Annotated in this window: 21 protein-coding genes, 2 tRNA genes and 1 other RNA gene; 5 read left to right on the forward strand and 19 right to left on the reverse strand. The window is 49.8% G+C overall.

Annotated features, from left to right (window positions below; all coding sequences use genetic code 11):
* Positions 1 to 40 precede the first annotated feature (40 nt).
* The gene (gene mazG / locus AB7C91_RS01695; protein ID WP_332448441.1) at positions 41 to 868 is read left to right on the forward strand and encodes a nucleoside triphosphate pyrophosphohydrolase; all 828 of its coding nucleotides are present in this window, start codon (positions 41 to 43) and stop codon (positions 866 to 868) included.
* A gap of 12 nt (positions 869 to 880) precedes the next feature.
* Positions 881 to 1534 (forward strand): TrkA C-terminal domain-containing protein, encoded by a 654-nt coding sequence (locus AB7C91_RS01700; RefSeq protein ID WP_332448440.1) that lies wholly within the window; start codon positions 881 to 883, stop codon positions 1532 to 1534.
* On the opposite strand, the gene AB7C91_RS01705 is transcribed toward AB7C91_RS01700, so the two are convergent.
* From AB7C91_RS01705 to AB7C91_RS01740, 8 genes are all read right to left on the reverse strand, one after another.
* Positions 1523 to 4000, reverse strand: coding sequence for a TIGR03936 family radical SAM-associated protein (locus AB7C91_RS01705; protein WP_332448439.1), 2478 nt, complete (start codon positions 3998 to 4000; stop codon positions 1523 to 1525). The genes AB7C91_RS01700 and AB7C91_RS01705 overlap by 12 nt on opposite strands.
* Before the next feature lie 12 nt (positions 4001 to 4012).
* Positions 4013 to 4783 carry a hypothetical protein gene (locus tag AB7C91_RS01710; protein ID WP_332448437.1) on the reverse strand — a complete coding sequence of 257 codons (771 nt, stop codon included), beginning with the start codon at positions 4781 to 4783 and terminating at the stop codon, positions 4013 to 4015.
* A gap of 24 nt (positions 4784 to 4807) precedes the next feature.
* Positions 4808 to 5148, reverse strand: an RNA gene (gene rnpB / locus AB7C91_RS01715) — RNase P RNA component class A.
* 9 nt (positions 5149 to 5157) lie between these two features.
* Positions 5158 to 5976 (reverse strand): zinc ribbon domain-containing protein, encoded by an 819-nt coding sequence (locus AB7C91_RS01720; protein WP_332448436.1) that lies wholly within the window; start codon positions 5974 to 5976, stop codon positions 5158 to 5160.
* Between the two features lie 17 nt (positions 5977 to 5993).
* Entirely contained in the window at positions 5994 to 8015 is a 2022-nt protein-coding gene (gene rpoD / locus AB7C91_RS01725) for an RNA polymerase sigma factor RpoD (RefSeq protein ID WP_428588808.1), read from the reverse strand.
* A gap of 51 nt (positions 8016 to 8066) precedes the next feature.
* On the reverse strand, positions 8067 to 9872 hold the full coding sequence (dnaG, locus tag AB7C91_RS01730) for a DNA primase (RefSeq protein WP_332448434.1): 1806 nt from the start codon (positions 9870 to 9872) through the stop codon (positions 8067 to 8069).
* 8 nt (positions 9873 to 9880) lie between these two features.
* Entirely contained in the window at positions 9881 to 10321 is a 441-nt protein-coding gene (locus tag AB7C91_RS01735; RefSeq protein WP_332448433.1) for a YkgJ family cysteine cluster protein, read from the reverse strand.
* A gap of 60 nt (positions 10322 to 10381) precedes the next feature.
* Positions 10382 to 10463: transfer RNA gene (locus tag AB7C91_RS01740), tRNA-Tyr, on the reverse strand.
* 141 nt (positions 10464 to 10604) lie between these two features.
* Between AB7C91_RS01740 and AB7C91_RS01745 the strand changes: the two genes are divergently transcribed.
* Positions 10605 to 10676 (forward strand) — tRNA-Thr (locus AB7C91_RS01745).
* A 12-nt stretch (positions 10677 to 10688) separates the two neighbouring features.
* On the opposite strand, the gene AB7C91_RS01750 is transcribed toward AB7C91_RS01745, so the two are convergent.
* The 8 genes from AB7C91_RS01750 to AB7C91_RS01785 form a co-directional block, all read right to left on the reverse strand.
* Entirely contained in the window at positions 10689 to 11759 is a 1071-nt protein-coding gene (locus AB7C91_RS01750) for a LacI family DNA-binding transcriptional regulator (protein WP_332448432.1), read from the reverse strand.
* Complete coding sequence (gene aroA, locus AB7C91_RS01755; protein WP_428588813.1) at positions 11756 to 13060, reverse strand: 3-phosphoshikimate 1-carboxyvinyltransferase; 1305 nt, start codon at positions 13058 to 13060, stop codon at positions 11756 to 11758. Before aroA ends, AB7C91_RS01750 begins: the two co-directional genes overlap by 4 nt.
* Before the next feature lie 3 nt (positions 13061 to 13063).
* Positions 13064 to 14557: a tripartite tricarboxylate transporter permease gene (locus tag AB7C91_RS01760; RefSeq protein ID WP_428588816.1), complete on the reverse strand. Its 1494-nt coding sequence runs from the start codon at positions 14555 to 14557 to the stop codon at positions 13064 to 13066.
* A 12-nt stretch (positions 14558 to 14569) separates the two neighbouring features.
* The gene (locus AB7C91_RS01765; RefSeq protein WP_428588819.1) at positions 14570 to 15025 is read right to left on the reverse strand and encodes a tripartite tricarboxylate transporter TctB family protein; all 456 of its coding nucleotides are present in this window, start codon (positions 15023 to 15025) and stop codon (positions 14570 to 14572) included.
* A gap of 64 nt (positions 15026 to 15089) precedes the next feature.
* Positions 15090 to 16124: a tripartite tricarboxylate transporter substrate binding protein gene (locus tag AB7C91_RS01770; protein WP_332448428.1), complete on the reverse strand. Its 1035-nt coding sequence runs from the start codon at positions 16122 to 16124 to the stop codon at positions 15090 to 15092.
* A 205-nt stretch (positions 16125 to 16329) separates the two neighbouring features.
* Positions 16330 to 16698 (reverse strand): chorismate mutase, encoded by a 369-nt coding sequence (gene aroH / locus AB7C91_RS01775; protein WP_332448427.1) that lies wholly within the window; start codon positions 16696 to 16698, stop codon positions 16330 to 16332.
* Between the two features lie 10 nt (positions 16699 to 16708).
* Positions 16709 to 17050 (reverse strand): hypothetical protein, encoded by a 342-nt coding sequence (locus tag AB7C91_RS01780; RefSeq protein WP_332448426.1) that lies wholly within the window; start codon positions 17048 to 17050, stop codon positions 16709 to 16711.
* Between the two features lie 16 nt (positions 17051 to 17066).
* Entirely contained in the window at positions 17067 to 17699 is a 633-nt protein-coding gene (locus AB7C91_RS01785) for a thiamine diphosphokinase (protein WP_428588823.1), read from the reverse strand.
* Positions 17700 to 17777: 78 nt separating this feature from the next.
* Here AB7C91_RS01785 and AB7C91_RS01790 point away from each other — a divergent pair, with 78 nt between their 5' ends.
* Complete coding sequence (locus AB7C91_RS01790; RefSeq protein ID WP_332448424.1) at positions 17778 to 19097, forward strand: DUF1015 domain-containing protein; 1320 nt, start codon at positions 17778 to 17780, stop codon at positions 19095 to 19097.
* On the opposite strand, the gene AB7C91_RS01795 is transcribed toward AB7C91_RS01790, so the two are convergent.
* Both AB7C91_RS01795 and AB7C91_RS01800 read right to left on the reverse strand, forming a co-directional pair.
* Positions 19094 to 19672 (reverse strand): L-threonylcarbamoyladenylate synthase, encoded by a 579-nt coding sequence (locus AB7C91_RS01795; RefSeq protein ID WP_332448423.1) that lies wholly within the window; start codon positions 19670 to 19672, stop codon positions 19094 to 19096. The two genes, AB7C91_RS01790 and AB7C91_RS01795, sit on opposite strands and share 4 nt — an antisense overlap.
* A complete protein-coding gene (locus AB7C91_RS01800) occupies positions 19662 to 20105 on the reverse strand; it encodes a septum formation initiator family protein (protein WP_332448422.1) in 444 nt (147 codons plus the stop codon). The genes AB7C91_RS01795 and AB7C91_RS01800 overlap by 11 nt, the downstream gene beginning before the upstream one ends.
* A gap of 76 nt (positions 20106 to 20181) precedes the next feature.
* Here AB7C91_RS01800 and AB7C91_RS01805 point away from each other — a divergent pair, with 76 nt between their 5' ends.
* Positions 20182 to 21072, forward strand: a complete 891-nt coding sequence (locus AB7C91_RS01805; protein ID WP_428588827.1) for a hypothetical protein — start codon at positions 20182 to 20184, stop codon at positions 21070 to 21072.
* On the opposite strand, the gene AB7C91_RS01810 is transcribed toward AB7C91_RS01805, so the two are convergent.
* A complete protein-coding gene (locus AB7C91_RS01810; RefSeq protein ID WP_428588830.1) occupies positions 21069 to 21992 on the reverse strand; it encodes a ribonuclease Z in 924 nt (307 codons plus the stop codon). The two genes, AB7C91_RS01805 and AB7C91_RS01810, sit on opposite strands and share 4 nt — an antisense overlap.
* Positions 21993 to 21999 lie beyond the last annotated feature (7 nt).

Genomic DNA, 21999 nt, shown 5'->3' on the forward strand with positions numbered 1-21999 from the left:
ACTGGTTCTCAAGATTCTCTGCTTCCGGTATACTGTTCGTATGATCGATTTCACCTTTGAACCGAAAACAACGCTGGAGGAAGCATTGATGCAGCTGTTTACGCTGGTATCATTGCTGCGCAGCGAAAATGGTTGCCCCTGGGACAGGGAACAAACAAACAAGAGTGTTGCCACCAACCTCCTCGATGAGACCTATGAATACATCGATGCAGTCTTGGAAGCGGACGAAGCCGGTCAGAGGGAAGAACTCGGCGATGTCCTGCTTAATGCCATGATGCTGGTGGAAATGCATGAGGAATCCCAATCGAACGCCGCCATCGATTCCTTGAATGAGGTATGTGAAAAACTGGTTCGCAGGCATCCTCATGTGTTCGGGTCCCATCGTGTGGAAACCAGCGACCAAGTCATCAATCTGTGGAACACCATCAAGGTCGAGATTGAAGGAAAGACTTCCCACCAGGATGATTTCTTCAGCAGGGTTCCCTCCTCCCTGCCTCCTCTGGAGATGGCCAATGAGATTCAAAAGAAAATACGCAAAGTCGGATTCGATTGGCCCGAAGTCGAAGGCGTTTTCACCAAAGTAAAGGAAGAGCTTGATGAAGTAATGCACGCACAACAGCATCCAGAAGATCGAAACGAGGATGTAGAGATGGAATTGGGGGATTTGCTCTTCGCCGTGGTAAACCTCGCCCGGTTTTTGGGCTACAACCCATCGGTCGCTCTGCACCGCTCCAATCAGAAGATGAGAATGCGTTTCAACGCCCTGCACCGTCTGGCAAAGCAACGCAATATCAATCTTGGTGCAGACAATCTCGAAGCGATGGATGCTTTGTGGAATGAAGTCAAACAATCGGAAGTGATGAGCTGAGAGGAGATGATCATGGAAACTGCAAGACTGCAACCAAACCGTTCCATGCAGCGTAAACGAGAGAATAGTGCCGTGTACGAACGCATTGCCTTGGATGTAGCGAAGCGTATTGTCCGGGGAGAGATAGCAGAAGGGGTACGACTATCGGGAAGAACCCTGCTCTCGGGAGAATATGGGGTTTCCCCCGAAACAATCCGCCGTTCCTTTGCGTTGTTGGAAGAAATGGAAGTCGTGCAGGTTATGCAAAACAGCGGTGCTTTGGTCAAAAGCAGCCAAAAGGCGAAGACATTCATCGAAAAATATGAAAAGCAGGACGAATCAAAGTTGCTCATGCATCGCATGCGCCAGATTCTCGAGGAACATGCAGCACTCGACCACGAGCTTCTGTCCATCGCAAAGCAATTGTTCTCCGTGAACACCCGTTTTCATGAGGCGAACCCGTTCCCGATCTTCGAATATACCATTTCCGAACAAAGCAAAGCCGTCGGGAAAACCTTGGGGGAGTTGAACTTCTGGCAGGAAACCGAGGCCACAGTGGTAGCGATCCGTAGAGACGGGGCGATCACCCTATCTCCGGGGCCGTATCTTCCGCTCCGCGCAAATGACGTGCTGATGATGGTCGGTCCCCAGCACGCCACTCTGAACATCCAATCCTTATTGGACTGATCGTCCTTCCCGAATCGTTTCGAAATACGCAGGATACGAGGTATCCCACGATCCTGCATACACATTGGTACGGACGATCGTAAGCCTGCTTGCCAAAGCAAATTTGTCCGCTTCCGATCCGAACAACAATTTGACCATATTTTTCTCGCCTTCGATCAGAACCGCAAAATTCCTGCCATCCAGATTGGTGACCTGTGCTCCTTGCACTGGATCATTCGCCAGTTGCACCAGTAGTTCCCTGGTTTGGGAATCCTCTCGGGTGTCGATGGTGTATCTGCTGCCTTTCAAATGCTTTGCCAGCGTCTGCTTCTTGCCTCCTGCAAGAAACACCACCTGCCCTACTTCGTATCCCTCATTCAACGCCTGCTGAAGCTGCAGCTTCACTTGTGCTTCCGTCAAGGAATCGACGCCAACCAATTCTGCAAGCATCACTTCTTCCAAGCCTTCGATTCCGATCGACAAGGGATTGACGAATTCCAATTTTGGTTTGGGATTGTATCCTTGGGTGAACTGAACTTGCAGGGAGGAACGTTGGAAAGCCATTTCGAAGTTTCTCATCGCATTGATGTGGCTGATATACAATGATTTTCCATATCGTCGGTAGGTTATCAATGCCTGGATACTCTCACCAGTAACCGAGAGTTGTTCCGTTTTCTCGATTCGATGCTCACGCACCGCTTCCATGAGTGGATCAACATGGGTGGTATCCACCACCTTGGTCATTTTTGAGCATACGCCGCAAAGATGGTCGCATGTCGGAAGGCAACGTTCAGTCAGGAACAATTGTCTAGCCATCACATACTCATCCTTGAGATACTTCTTGCTCACCTGCATACTCACACTGTCCCATGGCAACGTATCATCCAGAGCATATGCTTTAAAAATGGAGGGATTCGGATCATAGGAGGCTTCCTCAATCGCTTCCATCCAGAGGTCGGCGCGCAAGTACTCATCCCATGCATCGAGACGACACCCCTTCTGGTAGGCTCGCTCGATGATGGATGCATATCGTTCATCTCCTCTGCTGATCAAACCTTCCAGGTAACTGATGTTCGGTTCATGATAACTAACCTTGCACCCTCTGATCCGTTCGTTGATCATCTTCTTCAATGCAGAGAGTTGCTGGTACGATTGCTGGGGTGTTCTTTGGGCACACCATTGGAACGGAGTATGCGGCTTGGGGATGAACGTACCGATATTGATGTTCATATGCAGGTGGGTCTCATCTGCAATGGCTCCAAGATAATCGACGATCGCTTGGTTTTCTTCTTCCTGGTCGACAAAGGGAAGCCCTATCATAAAATAGAACTTGGCAAGTTTCCATCCCCTGCTTTTCGCTTCCTTTGCAATCTGGATGACTTGTTCGAGCGGCACTTCCTTGTTCATCGCCTGTTGCCATGCCAATTTGGGAGTTTCGATAGCAAATGTCAGCCCGCTTTTCCTGACCTCGGACAGTTGTTCAAGAATTCCCAAGGAAAAGGAGGTCACCTTCAAACTCGGCAGGGAAAACGAGACATGACGAGGCCCATACTCGGTGTTCAACGTCTCGATCAATTCCTTAATATATGGATGATCCCCACTGGACAAGGAGGAAAGGGTAATTTCCCGAAAACCGAATGTACTGACATACTGTTCGACTTGGTCCCTCATGGTAGTGTACAACTTCTGTCGATAGGGCTTGTAGTATTGGCCGGCATGACAAAACCTGCAGCCATTCGGACAACCTCGCATGATCTCCACCACCCCATTGTCCTGAGCCACCTTGAAATTCGGAACTACATAATACCCGAAGGTATGGTCCTGATTTTCGGCGAAGGTGGTATCCACATACCTGACTGCCTTTTTCTTGCCCGGATACCAGAGATAGGGAACCTCTCGGAGCATGTCGATCTTCTGTGCCCGGCTCTTGTTCTCTTTCTTTGCATCAATAAGCATCTGCACCACTGCTTCCAGTCCACCTTCCGCTTCCCCGATATAGACAAAGTCAAAGAAAGGGGCAAACGGAAGCGGATTGGTTACGGCAGGCCCTCCTGCGATGACCAGAGGATGTTCATCGGTGCGCGAATCGGCATGCAGGGGAATTCGTCCTAATTCCAATACCTGCAAAATATTCGTGGCACAGAGTTCATAGCCGATGGATATGCCCAGCAAATCCAGATCACAAAGGCTCTTATGCAAGTCTAACGTATACAGCGGCTCTTGCTTTTCTCTGAGCAATGCCTCGAAGTCGGGAGCTACGGAGAACACCCGGTCACAATGTACCTCTTCCATCTTGTTGAGCAGATCATAGAGGATGCGCACCGCATGGTTGCTCATCCCGATCTCATAGAGATCAGGAAAGCAGATCGCTGCATGGAAGGTGACTTTACAGAGGTCCTTCTGCCCGTAATGGAATTCACCACCGGTGTACCGGCTGGGATTTTGTATCATCAGAAGATCATCGGCGAGTGTATCGTGCAATTGCATGGCATTCCTTCTTTATGGTAATGATTGTATCAGACTCTGATACTTGTTTGCCTGCACCCTGGCATCAGATTTCCTGCTGAATTCGTAAAGTGCAGTATAGAGATCCTTACGGACATCGGTTGCCATTTCCTTGTTCTCAAACGAAACGGCATAGGAAAGATACGCTTGTGCTTGCTGCCTGTCATCAACCTTACTGGAAGCGAGGAGGAGAATCTGCACCACCTCTTGCACAGGAAGGTTCGAGCAGGATTCCTTCACCATGGAAAGCGGTGCATTTCCCTGAACAAGCATCCGTGCATAGGAAAGGGGATCCATTGTTTGTCTCAGGTAGGTCGCAAACACTCTTGCCGCCTCGTCTCGGCGATTCAAGGATAGCAAAGCCTGATAATACAGTTTGGCTTCCTCCAAATCAAGTGCGTTCCCTGCTTCCAGATAAGCTGCCTGACTAGCTACCATTCCCATCTGATGCGCCTCTCCGGCAACCTGTACAGCCAGCTGTCGAGCGGCCAATGAAACCTTGCTTTCCTCAGTGAGGGAGAAATACAATGCAAGGTCGGCTACAGCCTCAGCATTATCACCCATCCGTTGTTGTGCCAAGGCGATGTAATAGAGGGCACCTGATGCATAATGCTTGGAAAATTCAGCTCTCGCAGCCTGCAGCAGTTGTGGATAATCCCCCTCGATGGCCAATTCAGCCAGTGAGGGAGAAGGTTTGGCACATCCCATGGAGAAAAGCAAAAAAAGAGAGAACAGGAGAAGGGTGCACCATCGTGTTCTCATCATTCTCTGTTCTCCTATGGTATCAAAAAAACAAGGCAGGCAATAAGCCGGGTTCTGTATATGATGATCATCTATCCACGAACCTTGTTGCCAAGGCTCTCTAGCAACCGACCCGCAGGCAATGGACGGACAGCCCTGCCTGCTGCTTGGTTTTGCTCCTGACGAGGCTTGCCCTGCCACCCCTGTTGCCAGTAGTGCGGTGGGCTCTTACCCCACCATTTCACCCTTACCGGAAAACCGGCGGTATATTTTCTGTGGCGCTCTCTATAGCGTTACCGCTCCCGGGTGTTACCCGGCGTCATGTCCTATGGAGCCCGGACTTTCCTCAAGCGGCTCTAAAGCCGCCCGCGATCATCTAGCCTACCTTGAAATACAACCTACAATAGATCGTCGAATTCACTGCTATCGACAAAGTCGGCCAAACCGCCTTCCTCAATCTCAATATCCTCGACACTCTTGCGGAACTGTTCGTCAGCACCCTCGACCTCCTCATAAAAGAGGATTCGGCTGCAATACGGGCAGAACTCAATTTCCTTCTCCGAGCGCACGTCATTGACGAACTGGATGGGAAGTACGATATGACAACCCTGACAGACCAATCCGTGAATGGGTACAATACCCTTACCTTTCTTGTTACGGACGATATTACAGAACTTGTTGTACAAATCCTCAGTGATGTCCCCTGCAATATATCCGATGCATTTCTGTTCCAAATCGGCGAGTTGGGCTTTCTTTTCAGCAAGCAAAGCTTCAATCTTACCGGCTTCGGCATCGACTTCCTGTTTCTGCAACGTCATCAACTGTTCTTTCTCAGTCAAACGTTCACTGAATTCATGTACCTGCTTCTCTTTTACATGCAGCAACTTGAGCAGATTCTGCTCTTTTGCCGAAGCATCCTTGATCTCTTTTTCCAACGCCTCAAATTCACGTTGGGTTGAAATCAATTCCATTTGCTTCTCAGAGTTTTCGCGTGCATGGACAGCATCGTCATACTGAATCCGAAGGCTCTTCAGCTCATCCTTGGCTGCTTCGCTTCTGGTATGTTCCTCAATATATTCGAGGTTGATCTTGTCCAGCAGCTCCTGCTTCACCTTCAGATCCCTCGGCAACTTGACAATCTCATCCTCAAGTGCAAACCGGACAATCAGGTCTTCCTGCAATTGGCTGAGCTTTTCAAACACTACTGCTTCTTCCATCATCTTCTCCCTGTATCTCAAATGAAATCCTTCAATTTTCTACTACGTTTCGGGTGTCTCAGCCGCCGAAGGGCTTTTGCCTCGATCTGTCGGATACGTTCCCTCGTTACCTCAAAATACAATCCTACTTCCTCAAGTGTCAATGAATATCCGTCCTCAAGACCAAAACGCATCTTCAAAACCTCTTGCTCACGAGCAGGAAGTGTAGCCAACACGTCCTTGAGTTGCTCCTGCAGCAATGAATACGCTGTTTGGGTTGCAGGATTCTCCACTTCTTTGTCCTCGATGAAATCGGAGAGCAACGAATCCTCCTCCTCACCTACCGGCGTCTCAAGGCTGATCGGTTCACGTGCAACGTTCTTCACGGCCTTTACCTTGCTTTCGGTCCAACCGAGCTTCTCGGCGACTTCCTCATCAGTCGGTTCACGACCAAGGGATTGCATGAGCATCCTTGACTCCCGGACCACCTTGTTGATCTGTTCAATCATATGCACCGGAACACGAATGGTGCGGGCCTGATCGCTGATCGAACGGGTAATGGCCTGGCGAATCCACCACGTGGCATAGGTAGAGAACTTGAACCCTTTGCGGTACTCGAACTTCTCAACCGCCTTGATGAGGCCGATGTTCCCTTCCTGGACCAAGTCAAAGAAATGGAGCCCGCGGTTGGTATACTTCTTTGCAATCGAGACAACCAAACGAAGGTTTGCCCTGATCAGGCGATCCTTTGCATCCTTCATCATCTTCTGGCCGAATTTGATCTTCGTTGAATGGATCAGGATATTCTCGCAGGTTTCCTCGAACTGGTATTCGATCTGTTTGAGTTCCTTCTCGGTCAGCTGAAGCTCACGAATCAGGTCCTTGATCGTATCACTGGAAAGATGCAGTTCCTCCTCAATCTTCCCACTCCTGCTTTGCGTAGCCAAATCACGGCCGAGCTGACGCAGTTCCTTGGCAGAGGAAATATGGAGTTTGTTCTCGAGCTGCTGCTTCTTTTCCTTATAGGTACGGATCTTGTTCTCTGCATCGACGAAATCATGGGTAAATGCAGTGATCTCCTCAGGCTGCAACTCGACTTTGGAAAGCTTCTTAAGCAGTGTAATCCGGGTTTTCACCAACGTATCGTCATGCAGTACATCCTCACCGCTTGAGATCATCTGTTCTTTCTTCGCAATATAATTCTTCAAGGAAGCCTGAACATCCTTCAACTGTTCCTTGTAAAATTGAGTGAACCGTTTCTGGTTGGTCACCAGCTCCTTGTAATCCTTTGCGTTGTACTCTTCTTCCTGGCCTTCAATCTTCGTGTTGAGCGTTTTGATGATCTCATGAAACCGAGTGATCATGACCCCGCTTTCCTGGATGACCTCCTTGATGATCAAGGCACCGTCCTCCATCTTCTTGCTCAACTCAACTTCCTGGTCTGCAGTAAGGAGGTTCTCCTTGCCGATCTCCCGAAGATACAACCGAATCGGGTCATCACCGCTGGTGTCACTCTTGTCGGTTCCGAGAATCATACTGTGGCGGACATGTTCAATGTCCCCGTCATGGTCATCCAAGCTGGAGATGTCCACGAAGTGATCACTGCCTCCGATGGAGTCATCATCGGTGCCTATACCGCTCCAGGCATGTTTCATTGCATGGGAACCATCTTCATCGTCCTCGAGAGAGGATTCTTCATCCTCGTCCTCGTCCTCCGGTTCCTCTTTGTTCTTTTTGCCTTCGGCTTCCTTTTCCTCATGATGTTCGGAAAAGTCATCAATCAAGAGATCTACACCAAGGTCATCCTCCTCGAGGTCTTCCTCGAGAAGATCGACATCATCCGGTTCCTCTTCAAGTTCAGTATCGATATCATCAGGAGAAGGCCCTTCCCCATACAAAGACCCCATGGGAGCCTCATCGTTCTCAGTGACCATGATCTCCAGCTCACTGAGTGTCTGCATGATTTCATCGACAGCCTCATCCGTGGCATTCTGTGTTCCAAGAGCCTTGCGAATCTCGTCCTTGGTTACATGTCCGGTCTCTGCTGAGCGCGCCACCATATCTTTTACTATGGCCTGCGAAATGTTCTCATCAAGCATCTGTATCTCTACCTACCCTGTGTAATTATCCTGCCCGAGAGCTTGCTTCAATTCAGAAATCCTTGCATCGATCTCCGTCTTCTCTCTCAGCAGTTCCTCGATCCCTTCATCCTCAGTGCCGTCATGAAGGCTGATATCCAAGAGCCGCTTGTTACTCAAGCGTTTCTTCTCATAATTCCTCAGTTGAATCCGATTCACCGCTTCATTGAGCACCTTTTGGGGTGCAAGCCTAAAGTCTTCCATCGTAAAGGAAGCTGCTACGTCACTTCTGAGCTGTGGATCCTCAATCATCTGCAGGATGTATTCATCATGCTTGCCGACCTCTTCCCGTGCCGCTTCTTCCAATACATCATAAAGAGCCTCGGCTTCCTTATCCTCCAAATCCTCAACAGCAAGTTTATATCGTATCTGAAGATACAAATCCCTATTATTGACAAGTGTCAACATTGCATACAAATCCACGGAAATGGTTGCAGGATTCAATGGTTTTACCTGCTGTTCCAGGACCGGAGAAACCGGTTTGGATACTTTGCTCAGCCCCCGCGAATAATCCGCATGTATCGACGCTTCATCTACATTCAGCTTTGCAGCCAATCCCTTGATAAGATCCTGTCTCTCAATGGATGACTGCGTAGCGTCCAAATATGGTCTCACAGCGGTAAAAGCTGAAGATTTGCCTTTGGACGTCAGTATATCATACTGGTTTACCGCATTGTTTACAAGATAACGAAACCCTTGCACTGACTGTTGTAATTCCCTTTTCAATTGCTCTTCCCCGGAATTCTGGACCAATTCGGAAGCATCCTTCGCCGAACGCAGCTGCAGCACCGAATTTTCCATCCCGAGGCTTTGCGCCAATACCAAAGCCTTTGCCGTCGCATTTTGCCCGGCCTGATCACTATCAAAGAGAATCTGTACCGAGGTACAGTAACGTCTGAGCAGTTTTGCCTGTTCCTCGGTAAAAGAAGTCCCCAGAGGGGCCATAGCGTTGGTGAACCCCGCCTGATGAAGCGCAACCACATCAAAGTTGCCCTCACACAAGATGGCACTTTGCCCCTTCTTGATGGTATCCAGCGACTCATACAAACCAAACAAGATATGCTTCTTGCTGTAAATCGCCGTTTCAGGAGTATTGATGTACTTGGCTTTGGCCGTAAACGTGAGATCTCTTCCTCCGAATGCCACAGTCTTTCCCTGCCAGGTACGAATGGGGAACATCAGACGATCACGAAACAGGGGAAACGTTGGATTGTTCTGACTGAAAAGCCCCGACTGGGTAAGCAGTTCATCGCTGTAATGGTGTTTTTTCAAAAAACCATGCAACCAGGATGCATCGCTCGGTGCATACCCGAGATTGAATTTCTCCCATAACGCCGGGTCGACTTTGCGTTGTTCCAGATACGCTCGTGCTTGTTTTCCGGCCGGTGAGGAAGTCAACAAGAAATGGAAGGATCCAGCAAGTTTGTCATACAGATCGTACAAGGTTTCGTGGAGATCCCTTCGCTTCCGCTCATCCGGATTTTCATCGACCAACTCAACATTGGCCTTTTTTGCGAGTATCTTGACCGACTCATAGAAGGGGACTTTCTCCATTTCCATGACGAAGTCGAACATTGAACCGCCTTTCTTGCAGCTGAAACAATAGTAGAAACCTTGGTCGTCGACCACGGAGAAAGACGGGGTTTTTTCCTGGTGGAACGGGCACAACCCCCACAACCTTCCCCCTCGCGCTGAAAGCGTTACATAATCGGAGACAACCTCACTGATGGGAAGACGAGCCTTGATCTGCTCAAGGACAGCGTCGGACACTTTCGCCATGGCTTGTCCTATCGGAGTATCAAGGGATCTTGGCCGGCATGTACGCAAAGCAAGGCATCAATTTCTTCCTTACTGTACACCCTTCCCGATCCGATACCCGGGCAGGCTTGTTTCTCTTGTTCCCAGCTTTCCTTGCTTTCCATTACGTTTCTCCAGAAGGGATACGTGCGACATTGCCTCGGCCTGGCTTCATAGACCGAACAACCCTGTTTCGTAAGGAAAATACAATCAAAATTATCCCGTTCAAGCAAACTGAGCATCGAAAAACCACCCATCGGTACCTTTCGACAATACGTGTTGATGAATTTCTCCTCAGCTAATGCGGTGAATCGGACCAATCTCTCCAAATCCTCGCGGGAAAGAAACACAAACCCAGGTTCACAGCTGCAACAATAATTGCACCCTTCCTTACAGGCGAATTGTAATCCTTCCTCATAAAAACAACGCATCAACACCTCTACTCATACAAGACGGAAAAAAGGCCTTCCTCTGAGAAGAAGGCCTTCAAGTGGAGAGAGAAGGATTCGAACCTTCGAAGGTATAACCAACAGATTTACAGTCTGCCCCCTTTGGCCACTCGGGAACCTCTCCATGCCAAAAGACAACCGTACATTACAAAGTATTGACTCTTTTGTCAACCAACTTCGTCAATTTTATCAATTCTCGCATTTCAGACGAGAAAACGGTATGCTTGACAGAGCGTTTTCCTGTCGGTATAGTGCAACAGTCCAAGCCGACTTAGCTCAGCGGTAGAGCACGTGACTTGTAATCTCGGGGTCGTCAGTTCAATCCTGACAGTCGGCTCGATCAGGCACATCAGTTTTTCTCTGGTGTGCCTGTTTCATTGGTACGCATCCGTGAGGAATTTCTGATCGTCAAGGTCGGCTTGAGCACCACATCCCCAACCGGTCGACCGGAGAGCCTTTGCGTGAGCAAATCCACCGCCTGTCTTCCCAACAACAAGGGATCTTGGCGGATGCTGCTCAATTCAGGTCGGGCCACCTCGGAGAGAAACGAATCGTCATACCCCAGGATCGACACTTGCTCAGGAACATTGATATGCTGCTCCTGCAATGCTTGCAATACACCTGAGGCTACCGAGTCGTTGCAACACAAAATTGCATCAAAATCCTTCAGTGTCGAGAGAAACGCCTTTGCCTGGGTATATCCGCTGGAAAAATCATAACCGGCAACCCATACCAGATCGGGGTCAAGCTCCAACGAGAATTCAGAGAGTGCCTTCCGATATCCTGCCAGACGATCGAGAGACGAATAACTGCCCCGCTTCATGTCTGAATCAAGATCCCTGAGCATCTGATGCTTCTCTATAGTCTGCGGCTGCCAGAAACTGGCAAAAAAGGCGATGTGTCGGTGATTGCCCCGCAAGAGATATTTGGTCGCTAGATATCCACCCAGTTCATTGTCATAATAAATATGGACGCCGCCTTTCTGATAGGCTCGTCGGTAGACGATGAGCACTGCCACATCGCGAGGGAGAAAGGATAGCGAGGCATCGGAGATAGGGCAGAACAACAAAGCCGAAACCCCAAGCTGGGCAGCCTGCTGCAGGCACAACGCTTCCTGTTCTGCACTTCCATTGGAAGAATATACCACCAAATTCTGCTTCGCTTCATTCGCTCTGGCAAGCACCCCCTCGGCTACCAAGGAAAAGAAGGGGTTTTGCAAACTGGGAACGATGAGAGCCCAGAGGTTCTGAGCATGCTTCTTGATCGGAGTGACATATCCGAGCTGCTCGATAGCTTCATGCACCTTCTGGCGAACAACCGGGTCGACACGTAATGAATTGTTGATGACACGGGAGACTGTGGCGATGGATACGCCTGCCATGGCTGCTACATCGGTAATGGTAACGTCCTTCGTATTCACAACTCTGCATCCTCCATAACCTCCAGATTTGCCCCGCATGCACGAAACGAATCAAAAAAACCGGGGAACGATACATCAGCACATTCCGCGTCGGTCACCACAACCTCTTCTTGTGCTGCCATTGCGGCACTTACCAACGCCATGGCAATGCGGTGGTCGTGCGAGGAGGATACCGTGCCTGCTCCGATCGCTGTAGGACCACGAACCACCAGCGAATCTTCGACAATGGAAAGATCACAACCCAACAGGTTGAGCTTTTGCGTCATCTCCCCCACCCGATCGGTTTCCTTCACCCGTACATGTTGCAGATTGGTGAAAACCGTACTGCCGTGTGCCTGGGTTGCCGCTACCACCAACGCCGGCAAGGCATCGGGTATATCCGAAAGATCGATGACCTGCCCACCCTGGAGGGCAACACCCCCTTTGCAATGAAGGGTACCCGCCTCTGTATCCTTGACGATATCGGCTCCCATGGAAATGAGGATGTCCACTACCCGTTTGTCCCCCTGGCTGTCCTGAAAGTCGAGCCCGGTCAAGACAAGATCGGAATCGGTGATAACGCTCGCAACCAAGGGGAATGCGACGGCAGACCAGTCGGCGGGAATGTGATGTTCCCCACTTTTGTAGGATTGCCCTCCCTCAATCGTGAATGCTCCATATGCATGGTCGTTCGCCACGTCAACACCGTAGCGATGCATCCAATCGAGTGTCATCTGCACATACGGCTTTTCCAGTGCGTCCACCACCGTAAGATGGGTGGTCGATTGTACCAAAGGCGTACTTAATAAAAGGCTGGAGACATATTGACTGTTGAAGCCGTTGATCGTAGTGTTTCCACCTTTCATGACACCACGAACCACCACCGGAGGCGCACTTTGATTCGGTCGGGTGAGAAAGGCTTTGGCTCCAAGCTCGTTCAATGCATTCACCAAAGGGAGAATGGGACGCCGTCTGATCTGCTGATCTCCGGTAATCACCGTGTACCCATCGACCAATGCCGCCACCGACGTAAAAAAACATGTGGTCGTACCTGAATTTCGGGTATCAATGCAATTTTCCGGTACAAGCAGCTGTGAGCCCCGTCCTTCTATGACCCATCGGCCTTTCTGTTGTTGGACGGTTGCACCAAAAGCCTTGGAAACGGCAAGTGCGCTCAGGCCGTCTCCACTGGCCAAAGGATTATGAATGACCGACGGTCCTTTTGCCAGCAACGAGAGCAACACACAACGGATGGTATGGCTCTTGGAACCAGGAACTTGGAGTGTCCCATGCAGGGATCCGGGGCTTACACGTACTTGCATGCATCAATTCCTTTTTTGCCGAAAGCGTTGTTTGAACCATTTGGTCTGAGAGACCAAGGTGAGTATGATGAACAGGGTGAGCACGAAAGTGATTGGGCGATTGAACAGGGCTGAAAGCATATTATCTTCACTCGATGCCAAGGATATCGCCCGCCTGAAATTCGAATCCATCATACCGCCAAGCACGATGGCCAGTGTCATGGGTGCAACCGAATAGGATCGGCTGCGCATGAAAAATCCAAGAAGTCCGAAGAAGAACAACAATCCCACATCGAAAAGCCGGTTGTTGGTGGCAAAGGAACCGATTACACACAACACGGTCACCAATGGCAGCAGAATGCGTTTGGGAATCGTGATCACCTTGCTGATACGCCCTGATGCAAAAAAACCGAGGATGAGCAAAAAGATGCTTCCGATGAAACCTCCGGCAAGGATTGCATGGAACAACGGTTGGCTGTCACGGATGAACAGCGGTCCTGGACGAAGCCCATGCACATAGAATACGGAAAGAATGATCGCCGTAACGGCATCACCGGGGATGGCCAGGGTAAGCATGGGGATGAGCGCACCACCGATGCAGGCATTGTTCGCTGTCTCGCTTGCAATGATACCTTCAACCGCACCCTCCCCGAATGGCTGGGAAGGATGCTTTTCAAGCCGTTTTGCCTGACTGTAGGCCAGGAAAGCCGCCACCGGCCCTCCTGCTCCCGGCAAAGCCCCTACCAACACGCCGATGGTTGCATACCAGAGGGAGAATCTCCCACGCTTGAGCACTTCCGAAGCCTTCAGTTTCTGTTTGGAAACCGTCATGGCCGTTCCTTCAAGCCGAGCATTTGTTACGACCATCAGGACTTCTGAAAAACCGAACAACCCGACCAAGGCCGGGACAATGTTGATCCCGGCCTGAAGATCCTGGATGCCGAATGTGAGCCTGGGCGTTCCCATAACCGAATCCAAACCGATCATACTGAAGAACAATCCCAGGGCTGCACTGATCAAGCCTTTTGCGAAGTTCTGACTTGTCAAGGAACCAACCGTCGTCAATCCGAAGAGTGCCAGTAAGAAATAATCCATCGGAGTAAAACGCAGTGCCAGATTGGAAATCGGACGAGCCAGGACAAACAAGGCAATGAACCCGAAGAGCGTCCCGATGCAGGAATAGACGATTGCATAGACCAATGCCTTGTATGATTCTCCCCTGTTCGCCAAGGGAAACCCATCCAAGGTGGTAACCACGGAGGAAGGAGCTCCGGGTATATTGATCAAGATGGCGGACAGTGCCCCGCTGAAGACTCCGACGACATATACGCCCATGATCATGGCTAAAGCATCGGTGGTCTGCCAGGAATACGTGATGGAAACCAACAAAGCTGTGGCCATGGACACGGAAAGCCCGGGTATGGCGCCGATGAACAAACCGGCAACCGATCCTGCCAGTACCAAAGCTACGAACCGAAAATTGAGGAAGAATCCGAGTATATCGATCAATTCATTCATGAAACAAATCTCCTAGGGCAACATGACATGCAGCATCCGAGCGAAAAGCACATACATGACCAGCGGGAACAGGATACTGATCAGAATGATACGTACCGTATTCCGTTCTCCCAGGTACCAAATCAGGACGGCAAGGAATATGACCGAAGAACCCAGGAACCCGACAAACGGCATAACCGCCATATAGATGAGGGTCGTCAACGCAACGATTGCGGTATCCTTGTATTGTAGGGTTGCCGGAGAATTCTGCTTCTTTCCTTCAGCTTTGCCTTGACGCAATAATACAACCGCCAAAGGCAGGAAAAACAATGCAATCAACAACGGAAACAAATAAGGCGATTGTTTCCATTCACCGTCGTTTTGATAATGATTGAACAATGCGTAGATGAGCAACGCGATCGAAAAAGCCAAAAATACCAACCCTTCGATATACGTCGATCTATTGGGCTTCGCTTGCCGTGGTTCCATGATGATCATACTCCTTGAAAGGAGGGTCGGAAGGCAGAACGCGCTATCCGACCCAACCTGCAGACTAGTAACTGAGCTTTTTAATGCCGAATTTCTCCGGACTGAACTTTGCCGCCCCGCTATCATACAGCAACCAGGATACCAACGATTCCCAATCCCTGAAGAAGGTGCGCATCGATTGCTCATCCGGATATGCCTCGTACAATTTATCCAAGGAGTTCTGTGCAACAAAATCCTTCCACTGCTGCTCTTCTACAGCCTGTTTGGCGGCTGTCCGCAAGGTATCAACTACATTCTGCGGTACATCGGCTTTCACCAACAAGGAAAGCGGGGTGAAGGGATTACCCAGATACTTTTCACTTCCCGGAAGAATTTCACCCAGGGTGGGCACATCTGGATAGGCGCTCAACGGTTGGAGTGCGGAAATACCGAGCAACTTCAAGTCCCCGCTTGCCAGATATCCGGTGACCGTGGAATAGTTTGAATTGGTGAAATCGACCTGCTTGCCCAGGACAGCCAGAATACAATCGGCTCCACCTGGATAGGCGGTAAGCGCCATATCCAATCCCATTTTGTTGTAAATCAAAGCTTGTACATGTCCGCTTCCCCCCGGTCCCGTATAGGACATTTTCACTTTTCCAGGGCGGGCTTTGATGTCATCGACCAAATCCTGCAGCGTTTGATAGGGGGAATCCTTTCCTACCACGATGACTTTCGGGTCATTGACGGCGACCATTATCGGCGTAAAATCATCATAGCTCATCTGTGACAATCCCATGACCCGTTGGGTGCCAAGCGATTCCGCAGTAAAGAGCACAGTGTACCCGTCACTTTTTGCATCCAGAACAGTCTTTGCCCCAATGGAGCCGCTGGCGCCTCCCTGGTTGATGACGGTAATGCTTTGGCCAAGGTGTTTTTCCAATTGAACCGCCAATTGTCTTCCGCTGATATCGGTCGTACCGCCGGCACCATACGGAACAATCATCGTTATGGGTTTCTGAGGATAGGCGGCCGGACTCTGGGACTCAACATTTCCCGCACCGAACAAACCAAGACCGACGGTCAATACCGCTACGAAAACGAACAATCGTGATTTCATACAAGCCTCCATTTGTGCTCATTTGTAAATTATCATTTAGTATGCAGTTTAGACCATATTTATGCAACTATTATTCAATTATATTTTATATAAAATGTGTTTTCTTACCATTACAACGAATTAGCGATGTGGTATTTACGCAATCATTTGTAAATTTTCATACATATAGGTAAAAACATACCACCCTTTCGGGTGGCTGCTTCCTCTAGAGCTGCAAGTCCGGCCTGAGACGTTGCGCCCCATCCAAGAAAACAGGAACACTTTGGTTCATGGGGTGGCCGACCACCAGAAGCATCCTGATCACTCGTTCCAACATGCCCTCGATTTCCAATTCCTGCATGCAGAACAACGGAGTTGTTGCACAAAAGCCACCCTTGCGCAAACCGGTCGCAGGATTACGCGACTTCAGGTCATTTGTTTGGGTAATCAGCAGACAGCTGACATCACCCTCGTCCAAAGCATTCTTTTCCAACAACTGCGAATACAACTTGCACGCAGCCTCATCAATCAACCTTGGGTCATCGCCATCCACACAAATGGCTCCCCTAATCGCACACATATGCATCAAATCCATACATCCTCTCTCAACTGATGACCACACCCTTGGTGATCACCTGTTCCAAAATTGCGACAATCAGACTCAGTGCAAATACCACAAGCATTCGCAGCAAGGTCAAAACCACGACAGAAAAAGGAAACACCCGATCGCTTGCCCACACAATGACGGAAAATACCAGGATCCAGAAACCAAACAAGAGACTGGTCCAGCTGATCAAATACACCAGGAACTGCAATAACTCAATGAACGACTGCTGTACGGAAAAGAAGCTGCTCAATAGGTACACGACAAAGAAAAAGAGATAAAGCAGGAGCGTATAGGTGTGTACCCTACTGGAGAACGCCAGCAATCGTCGCGTTTGTAACATACGAGGATGGTAGCACCTAATCCTGTCTGTCTGCAACCGGGAAACAGACGAAGAGACTTTTGTCGTGTTCCACTAAAAGCTGAAGAACTGAATCATTGGTACGGTTCGACAACGAAAGGGAGGTCATCGACAATGCATAGCGGTCAAGCGGCCAGAACAAGGCTTTGGCGGTCACCACCACTTTTTCAGCATAGTGTACGGGGAACAAACTGATCGTCATCCCGATTTCAAGATTGGAAAATCGACGGAAACCAGTCACCAGATGAAGGGTTTCATAACAGGTATACCAAGCCAAAGGGGCTGGATACCGGGAAAACAATGCGTAGGTGGCAAAGAGGTGATCCATGCGGAATCCACCGCCTCCTACCAATACATACTCGGTATAGCCTTGGTCGAGCGCATGCCGCAAAGCCAGTTCGGTATCACTTTCATCCTTGTCCTTGGGTTGCTTGAGAGCATTATGCTCGATGATTTCCGCCAGGAACCGAGTGGAATCAAAATCCCCGATGCAGCAATCAACTCGAATGCCCATGCGCTTGGCTGTATCATATCCGCTGTCGGCTGCAATGACATAATCATGGGTATCAATAAGATCGGAAGGAAGGTGCGTCGGAGCTCCTCCCCCTGTAAATATAATAGCTTTACTCATATTTTCTCACTTTATCTTGCGGATGTTGCAATATTAGAATATTATATTACCACATTCATAAATCAAAGAGGTTACCGCATGGCCAATGTTGCTCAACAATTAGCACAGTATGCTCTCAAGAGCGCCGATATCATGATTCCCAAACAAGGTGTCGACCTTTCCAAGTGGGCTGTCGTAGCTTGCGACCAGTATACGTCAGAACCGCAGTATTGGGAACAGGTGGCCCAGGATGTCGGTGATGCACCCTCCACTCTGCACCTTATTTATCCTGAAGTGTATTTGGAAGAAGCCAATCCCCAGAAACGTATCGATTCCATCAATGCAAAAATGAAAAGCTATCTCGAGCAACAACTATTCACCACGTTTCCCGATTGCTTTTTCCTGGTGCATCGAAGCACCCCAAACAACCCGAAAGGCCGCTGGGGATTGTTGGTCACCCTCGATCTGGAACACTACGATTATGCCAAGGATTCCAAAACCCTGATCAGGGCTACCGAGGGAACCATCCTCTCAAGGATTCCACCACGCAAGGAAATCCGCAAGAATGCACCGCTTGAGCTGCCGCATATCATGGTTTTGATCAATGATGCGAGACGTTCGGTCATTGAGCGTCTGGCTGAAAAACGCGACACACTCGTCCAAGCCTACTCCACTCCCTTGATGGCAGGCGGCGGTCATCTTCAGGCTTGGGTGGTCGATAGTGTAGAGGACAAACAGGCGATCGCAGATGCCGTAGCTGCCATGCATGCAGACCTTGATCCGGACAATCCCCTGCTTTTCGCCATGGGTGACGGCAATCACAGCCTTGCAACTGCAAAAAGTTGTTGGATGGATATCAAACAACATCTCAGCGTCGACCAGAGGGAAACACACCCTGCACGGTATGCTCTGGTTGAATTGGAGAACATCTTCGACCCCGGCCTTGAGTTCGAACCCATCCACCGCGTCCTGTTCGGGGTGGATGGATCGACGTTTGAATCAGAAATCAGGAAGGTATGCGAATCCTTTGAGAAGAGAAGTATCGCTTCCCTCAATGAACTGGTCCATGCGATCAAGGAAGCCGACGGCAAACAGAAGTTCGGATTCTGCGATCAAAAGGGTTTTGTACTCTACAGCCTGAAGGCTCCTGAGGCAAACATCGCAGCCGGCACGCTGCAGCTGGTCATCGACAGTTTGCTTTCCCAGAAGAAAGGTACGGTGGATTATATCCATGGTGTCGAGACCACCGCAAATCTCGGCAAGAAACCGGGCAACATCGCCCTGATTCTTCCGGATGTCTCCAAGGCGACCTTCTTTGAGACCATCATCAAGGACAGTGCATTGCCAAGAAAGACATTCTCCATGGGAGAAGCGCACGAGAAGCGATACTATATGGAAGCGAGAAAGATCCAGGCCTAGAATAGAAGGCTGGAGGCGTCATAGACGCCGCATCTGAGCAGGGTGTAGGGTTCTGTGGTGCAATCGATCAAGGTGGATGGCGTATCATGCATCTTGTCTGGGTTCACCACGATGGCCTGCACCCTTTCTTTGTACATGAAGATGATATCGTTAATATGGGTAATGGCAAAACCACGCTCGTTCGCGGCTGTCGAATAGATCGGAGACCCCAACGCTTCGAGTATGGCAATGGTCAAGGGGTCGGACGGAACACGGATGGCGATCTTGCCATCACCTTCATGTTCCTCCAGGATTGCAGTAAGCGGACAAGGCCAATGCTGTTCCAACACTTCGGGGACCTTGCATAACCTCTTCGCCTGTTCCATCGTTGCCAGTACGGCAAACTGTTGTTCGCCGCTGCCCATCTTGAGTGTACGCAATTGGGAAAGGGTACTCTGATACAAACCACTGAGTCCGTAGATTGTATCACAAGGAAGCACGATGATATTGCCTGCACGCAATAGACGGACGATTCGATTCACCGAATCCTGTTCCGTCGTGTAGATCAATTGTGCTTCCTCGAACCTATCGCCCATGCTTCTTTCTCCATCGGTATGCAAAGATCCCATAGGATACCGTAAACAAGGAGGAAATGCCTAGGGCTGTCAGCAATACGTAGGGCCAAGAGAACCCGGGAAATATCGGGGCATGCCCGACAACAGGCGATGTAATCCCTCGTAGGGGCGGTTCAAGGTGCTTCTCATCAAAGTAATACACCTGTTCACCTTCGCTCTGATACCCATATTTGAAAGCGGCATCACGCAGCGCGTCATCACTGTTCATCTGATTGCGTTGCTGCTGCAAAGACTGCACCTGCAACGACAAGACTTCATCCTCATAGCGCAGCGAGGCAATTTCCCTGCGAAGCGCTTGGTTATGCAGATACCCGTCTTTTCCCACGAAGGCAAGAAGAATTGGAAAGCAAAGACATAGGCTGAGAGCGAAGACTACAGCTAATTTTCTTGTCATGCCATCCTTCAACCTCTATGATAAATATGATACTATAGGTATAGTACAAGTGTAAAGTTCGTGGTCGGAGGTGGCAATGTCTGAGAATAAACACTATGGGCGTCAGATCATTCTTAGCCTGTTTCTGACGGTTTTTCTGTTACTTGCCGCCTTGTATCTCGCATCCCGTTTTCTCCTGCCTTTGTATGAAGTGAACCAGGCACAGCTATACGGCGTCCTGGTGAAATTGTTTCCCTTGCTCATCGGCTTGATCATGATAGAAATCGGCGTCATGGTCGCACGGCGCAGAGATGAGGAATATGCGGACCAAGTGGACAAGCTTCCTCCGAATGCCTATGACAAACCCTTCTACACACTACCCCAGGATGATCCGGCGCATCTGCACAGCGATCAGATGCTGTACACACAACAAACCGTGGTGAAACCGGAAGGCAAGGCCGAACCGGTCATTGAGGAAGAGGAACTCGCACCGGCGACCATACAACCCATCCAAGAGATGTTCCCCAGGGCAGTGCAAGCTGAGCCGACGAAACCGGTTATCAAGGAGGAAGTCGAACTTCCCGAACCGGTGCAGAGTGAACAGGTTTTCTACAAAACTGATTTTACCACCATCCTCGGTGTTGAGTTGGATAATTCAAAGGATATGGATTATGATCTCACCTTGGTACTGATAGAGGTTACCGAAGGTCCTGCCGCCTTGATCGCAAACAAGCTGATGATGCTCAGCGGAGAGCTCGCCTACAGCTTCTCCTTGGAAGGCGGAAAAATTGCGATGGTGCTTCCGTTCTACAATTCTGATGAGGCCCGATCCTTTACCGTCTCCATGATCGAAAGTTGCAAGAAGGAATTTTCCGGATCCTCCCTGCAGATCGGATTCGCTTCACGAAACGGAAGGATGCTAGACGGCACCCAATTGCTGCATGAAGCTGAAGCCGCATGCAGCCTGGTCGAAGAAGCTCAGGATTAATCCTTCAACGGAATCTCGAAAACCATCCGGTCCCTGGTAAGGACAGTCGGCCCAAACACAGAGCGGGCATCCTTCAATAGATACCGGAGTTCTCCGTCACTGTACCGGGGACTGTAATGCAACAACCCTAATTGTCTCACTTCAGCTTCCTTTGCAATTGTTGCCGCTTGGGAAGCGGTCATATGCTTCTTTTCCAAAGCGGTCTCCAGCATATCATCGCCAAACATTCCCTCACACAAAAGCAGATCACTGTGCCGCACCTGCTCGGCGATGCTGGGAAGATACAGCGTATCGGTCACATAACTGAATGTTCGCCCTTCCCGCTTCTCGCCCACCACCTGGGAGGCATGGACCACGCTTCCATCCGTAAGGGAAACTGACTCACCTTTCTGCAGTTTTCCCCACAACGGCCCCATGGGGACCCCCAGCTCCTTCGCCCTCTGGGGATGGAATTCACCGGGTCTGTCCTTTTCCTTCATCACGTATCCTACACAGGGTTTGGTGTGGGAAAGCGGGAATGCACTGACGGTGAATTCATCGGTCTCCAGGATGACCCCAGGTTGAGCGACCTTGACAATAATCTCATAGTTGATGTACATGTCAAGAATTCTTCGATTTGCATCTATGTATTCCTTGAGTTTTGCTGGCCCATAGAGCGTCAAAGGTTCATCACGGTCCACCTGGCTGGAAAGCATCAGCATACCAGGAAGCCCGGTAACATGGTCGGCGTGCATATGACTGATAAAAATGGAATGAATCTTTTTCCATTTGAGATTCAGCATCTTCAAGGACACTTGTGTCCCTTCCCCGCAGTCAAACAGAAAAAGATCCCCATCCCTGCGGACCATGGCACTGGTAAGATAGCGGTTGGGAAGTGGCATCATACCACTGGTCCCGAGTACAAATACTTCAAAATTCATGGAAAGA

Source organism: Sphaerochaeta sp., from assembly GCF_050256055.1.
Taxonomy (GTDB): domain Bacteria; phylum Spirochaetota; class Spirochaetia; order Sphaerochaetales; family Sphaerochaetaceae; genus Sphaerochaeta.

Excerpts from the sequence above, each read along its gene's own strand:
- AB7C91_RS01795 (WP_332448423.1), bottom strand. The coding sequence starts at position 19,672 with ATGGGCGATAGGTTCGAGGAAGCACAATTGATCTACACGACGGAACAG.
- AB7C91_RS01765 (WP_428588819.1), bottom strand. The coding sequence starts at position 15,025 with ATGGAACCACGGCAAGCGAAGCCCAATAGATCGACGTATATCGAAGGG.
- AB7C91_RS01785 (WP_428588823.1), bottom strand. The coding sequence starts at position 17,699 with ATGAGTAAAGCTATTATATTTACAGGGGGAGGAGCTCCGACGCACCTT.
- AB7C91_RS01770 (WP_332448428.1), bottom strand. The coding sequence starts at position 16,124 with ATGAAATCACGATTGTTCGTTTTCGTAGCGGTATTGACCGTCGGTCTT.
- AB7C91_RS01810 (WP_428588830.1), bottom strand. The coding sequence starts at position 21,992 with ATGAATTTTGAAGTATTTGTACTCGGGACCAGTGGTATGATGCCACTT.
- AB7C91_RS01760 (WP_428588816.1), bottom strand. The coding sequence starts at position 14,557 with ATGAATGAATTGATCGATATACTCGGATTCTTCCTCAATTTTCGGTTC.
- AB7C91_RS01790 (WP_332448424.1), top strand. The coding sequence starts at position 17,778 with ATGGCCAATGTTGCTCAACAATTAGCACAGTATGCTCTCAAGAGCGCC.
- AB7C91_RS01735 (WP_332448433.1), bottom strand. The coding sequence starts at position 10,321 with ATGCGTTGTTTTTATGAGGAAGGATTACAATTCGCCTGTAAGGAAGGG.
- AB7C91_RS01705 (WP_332448439.1), bottom strand. The coding sequence starts at position 4,000 with ATGCAATTGCACGATACACTCGCCGATGATCTTCTGATGATACAAAAT.
- dnaG (WP_332448434.1), bottom strand. The coding sequence starts at position 9,872 with ATGGCGAAAGTGTCCGACGCTGTCCTTGAGCAGATCAAGGCTCGTCTT.
- AB7C91_RS01700 (WP_332448440.1), top strand. The coding sequence starts at position 881 with ATGGAAACTGCAAGACTGCAACCAAACCGTTCCATGCAGCGTAAACGA.
- AB7C91_RS01805 (WP_428588827.1), top strand. The coding sequence starts at position 20,182 with ATGTCTGAGAATAAACACTATGGGCGTCAGATCATTCTTAGCCTGTTT.
- mazG (WP_332448441.1), top strand. The coding sequence starts at position 41 with ATGATCGATTTCACCTTTGAACCGAAAACAACGCTGGAGGAAGCATTG.
- AB7C91_RS01780 (WP_332448426.1), bottom strand. The coding sequence starts at position 17,050 with ATGTTACAAACGCGACGATTGCTGGCGTTCTCCAGTAGGGTACACACC.
- AB7C91_RS01800 (WP_332448422.1), bottom strand. The coding sequence starts at position 20,105 with ATGACAAGAAAATTAGCTGTAGTCTTCGCTCTCAGCCTATGTCTTTGC.
- aroA (WP_428588813.1), bottom strand. The coding sequence starts at position 13,060 with ATGCAAGTACGTGTAAGCCCCGGATCCCTGCATGGGACACTCCAAGTT.
- AB7C91_RS01710 (WP_332448437.1), bottom strand. The coding sequence starts at position 4,783 with ATGATGAGAACACGATGGTGCACCCTTCTCCTGTTCTCTCTTTTTTTG.
- AB7C91_RS01720 (WP_332448436.1), bottom strand. The coding sequence starts at position 5,976 with ATGGAAGAAGCAGTAGTGTTTGAAAAGCTCAGCCAATTGCAGGAAGAC.
- aroH (WP_332448427.1), bottom strand. The coding sequence starts at position 16,698 with ATGGATTTGATGCATATGTGTGCGATTAGGGGAGCCATTTGTGTGGAT.
- rpoD (WP_428588808.1), bottom strand. The coding sequence starts at position 8,015 with ATGGTGGCGCGCTCAGCAGAGACCGGACATGTAACCAAGGACGAGATT.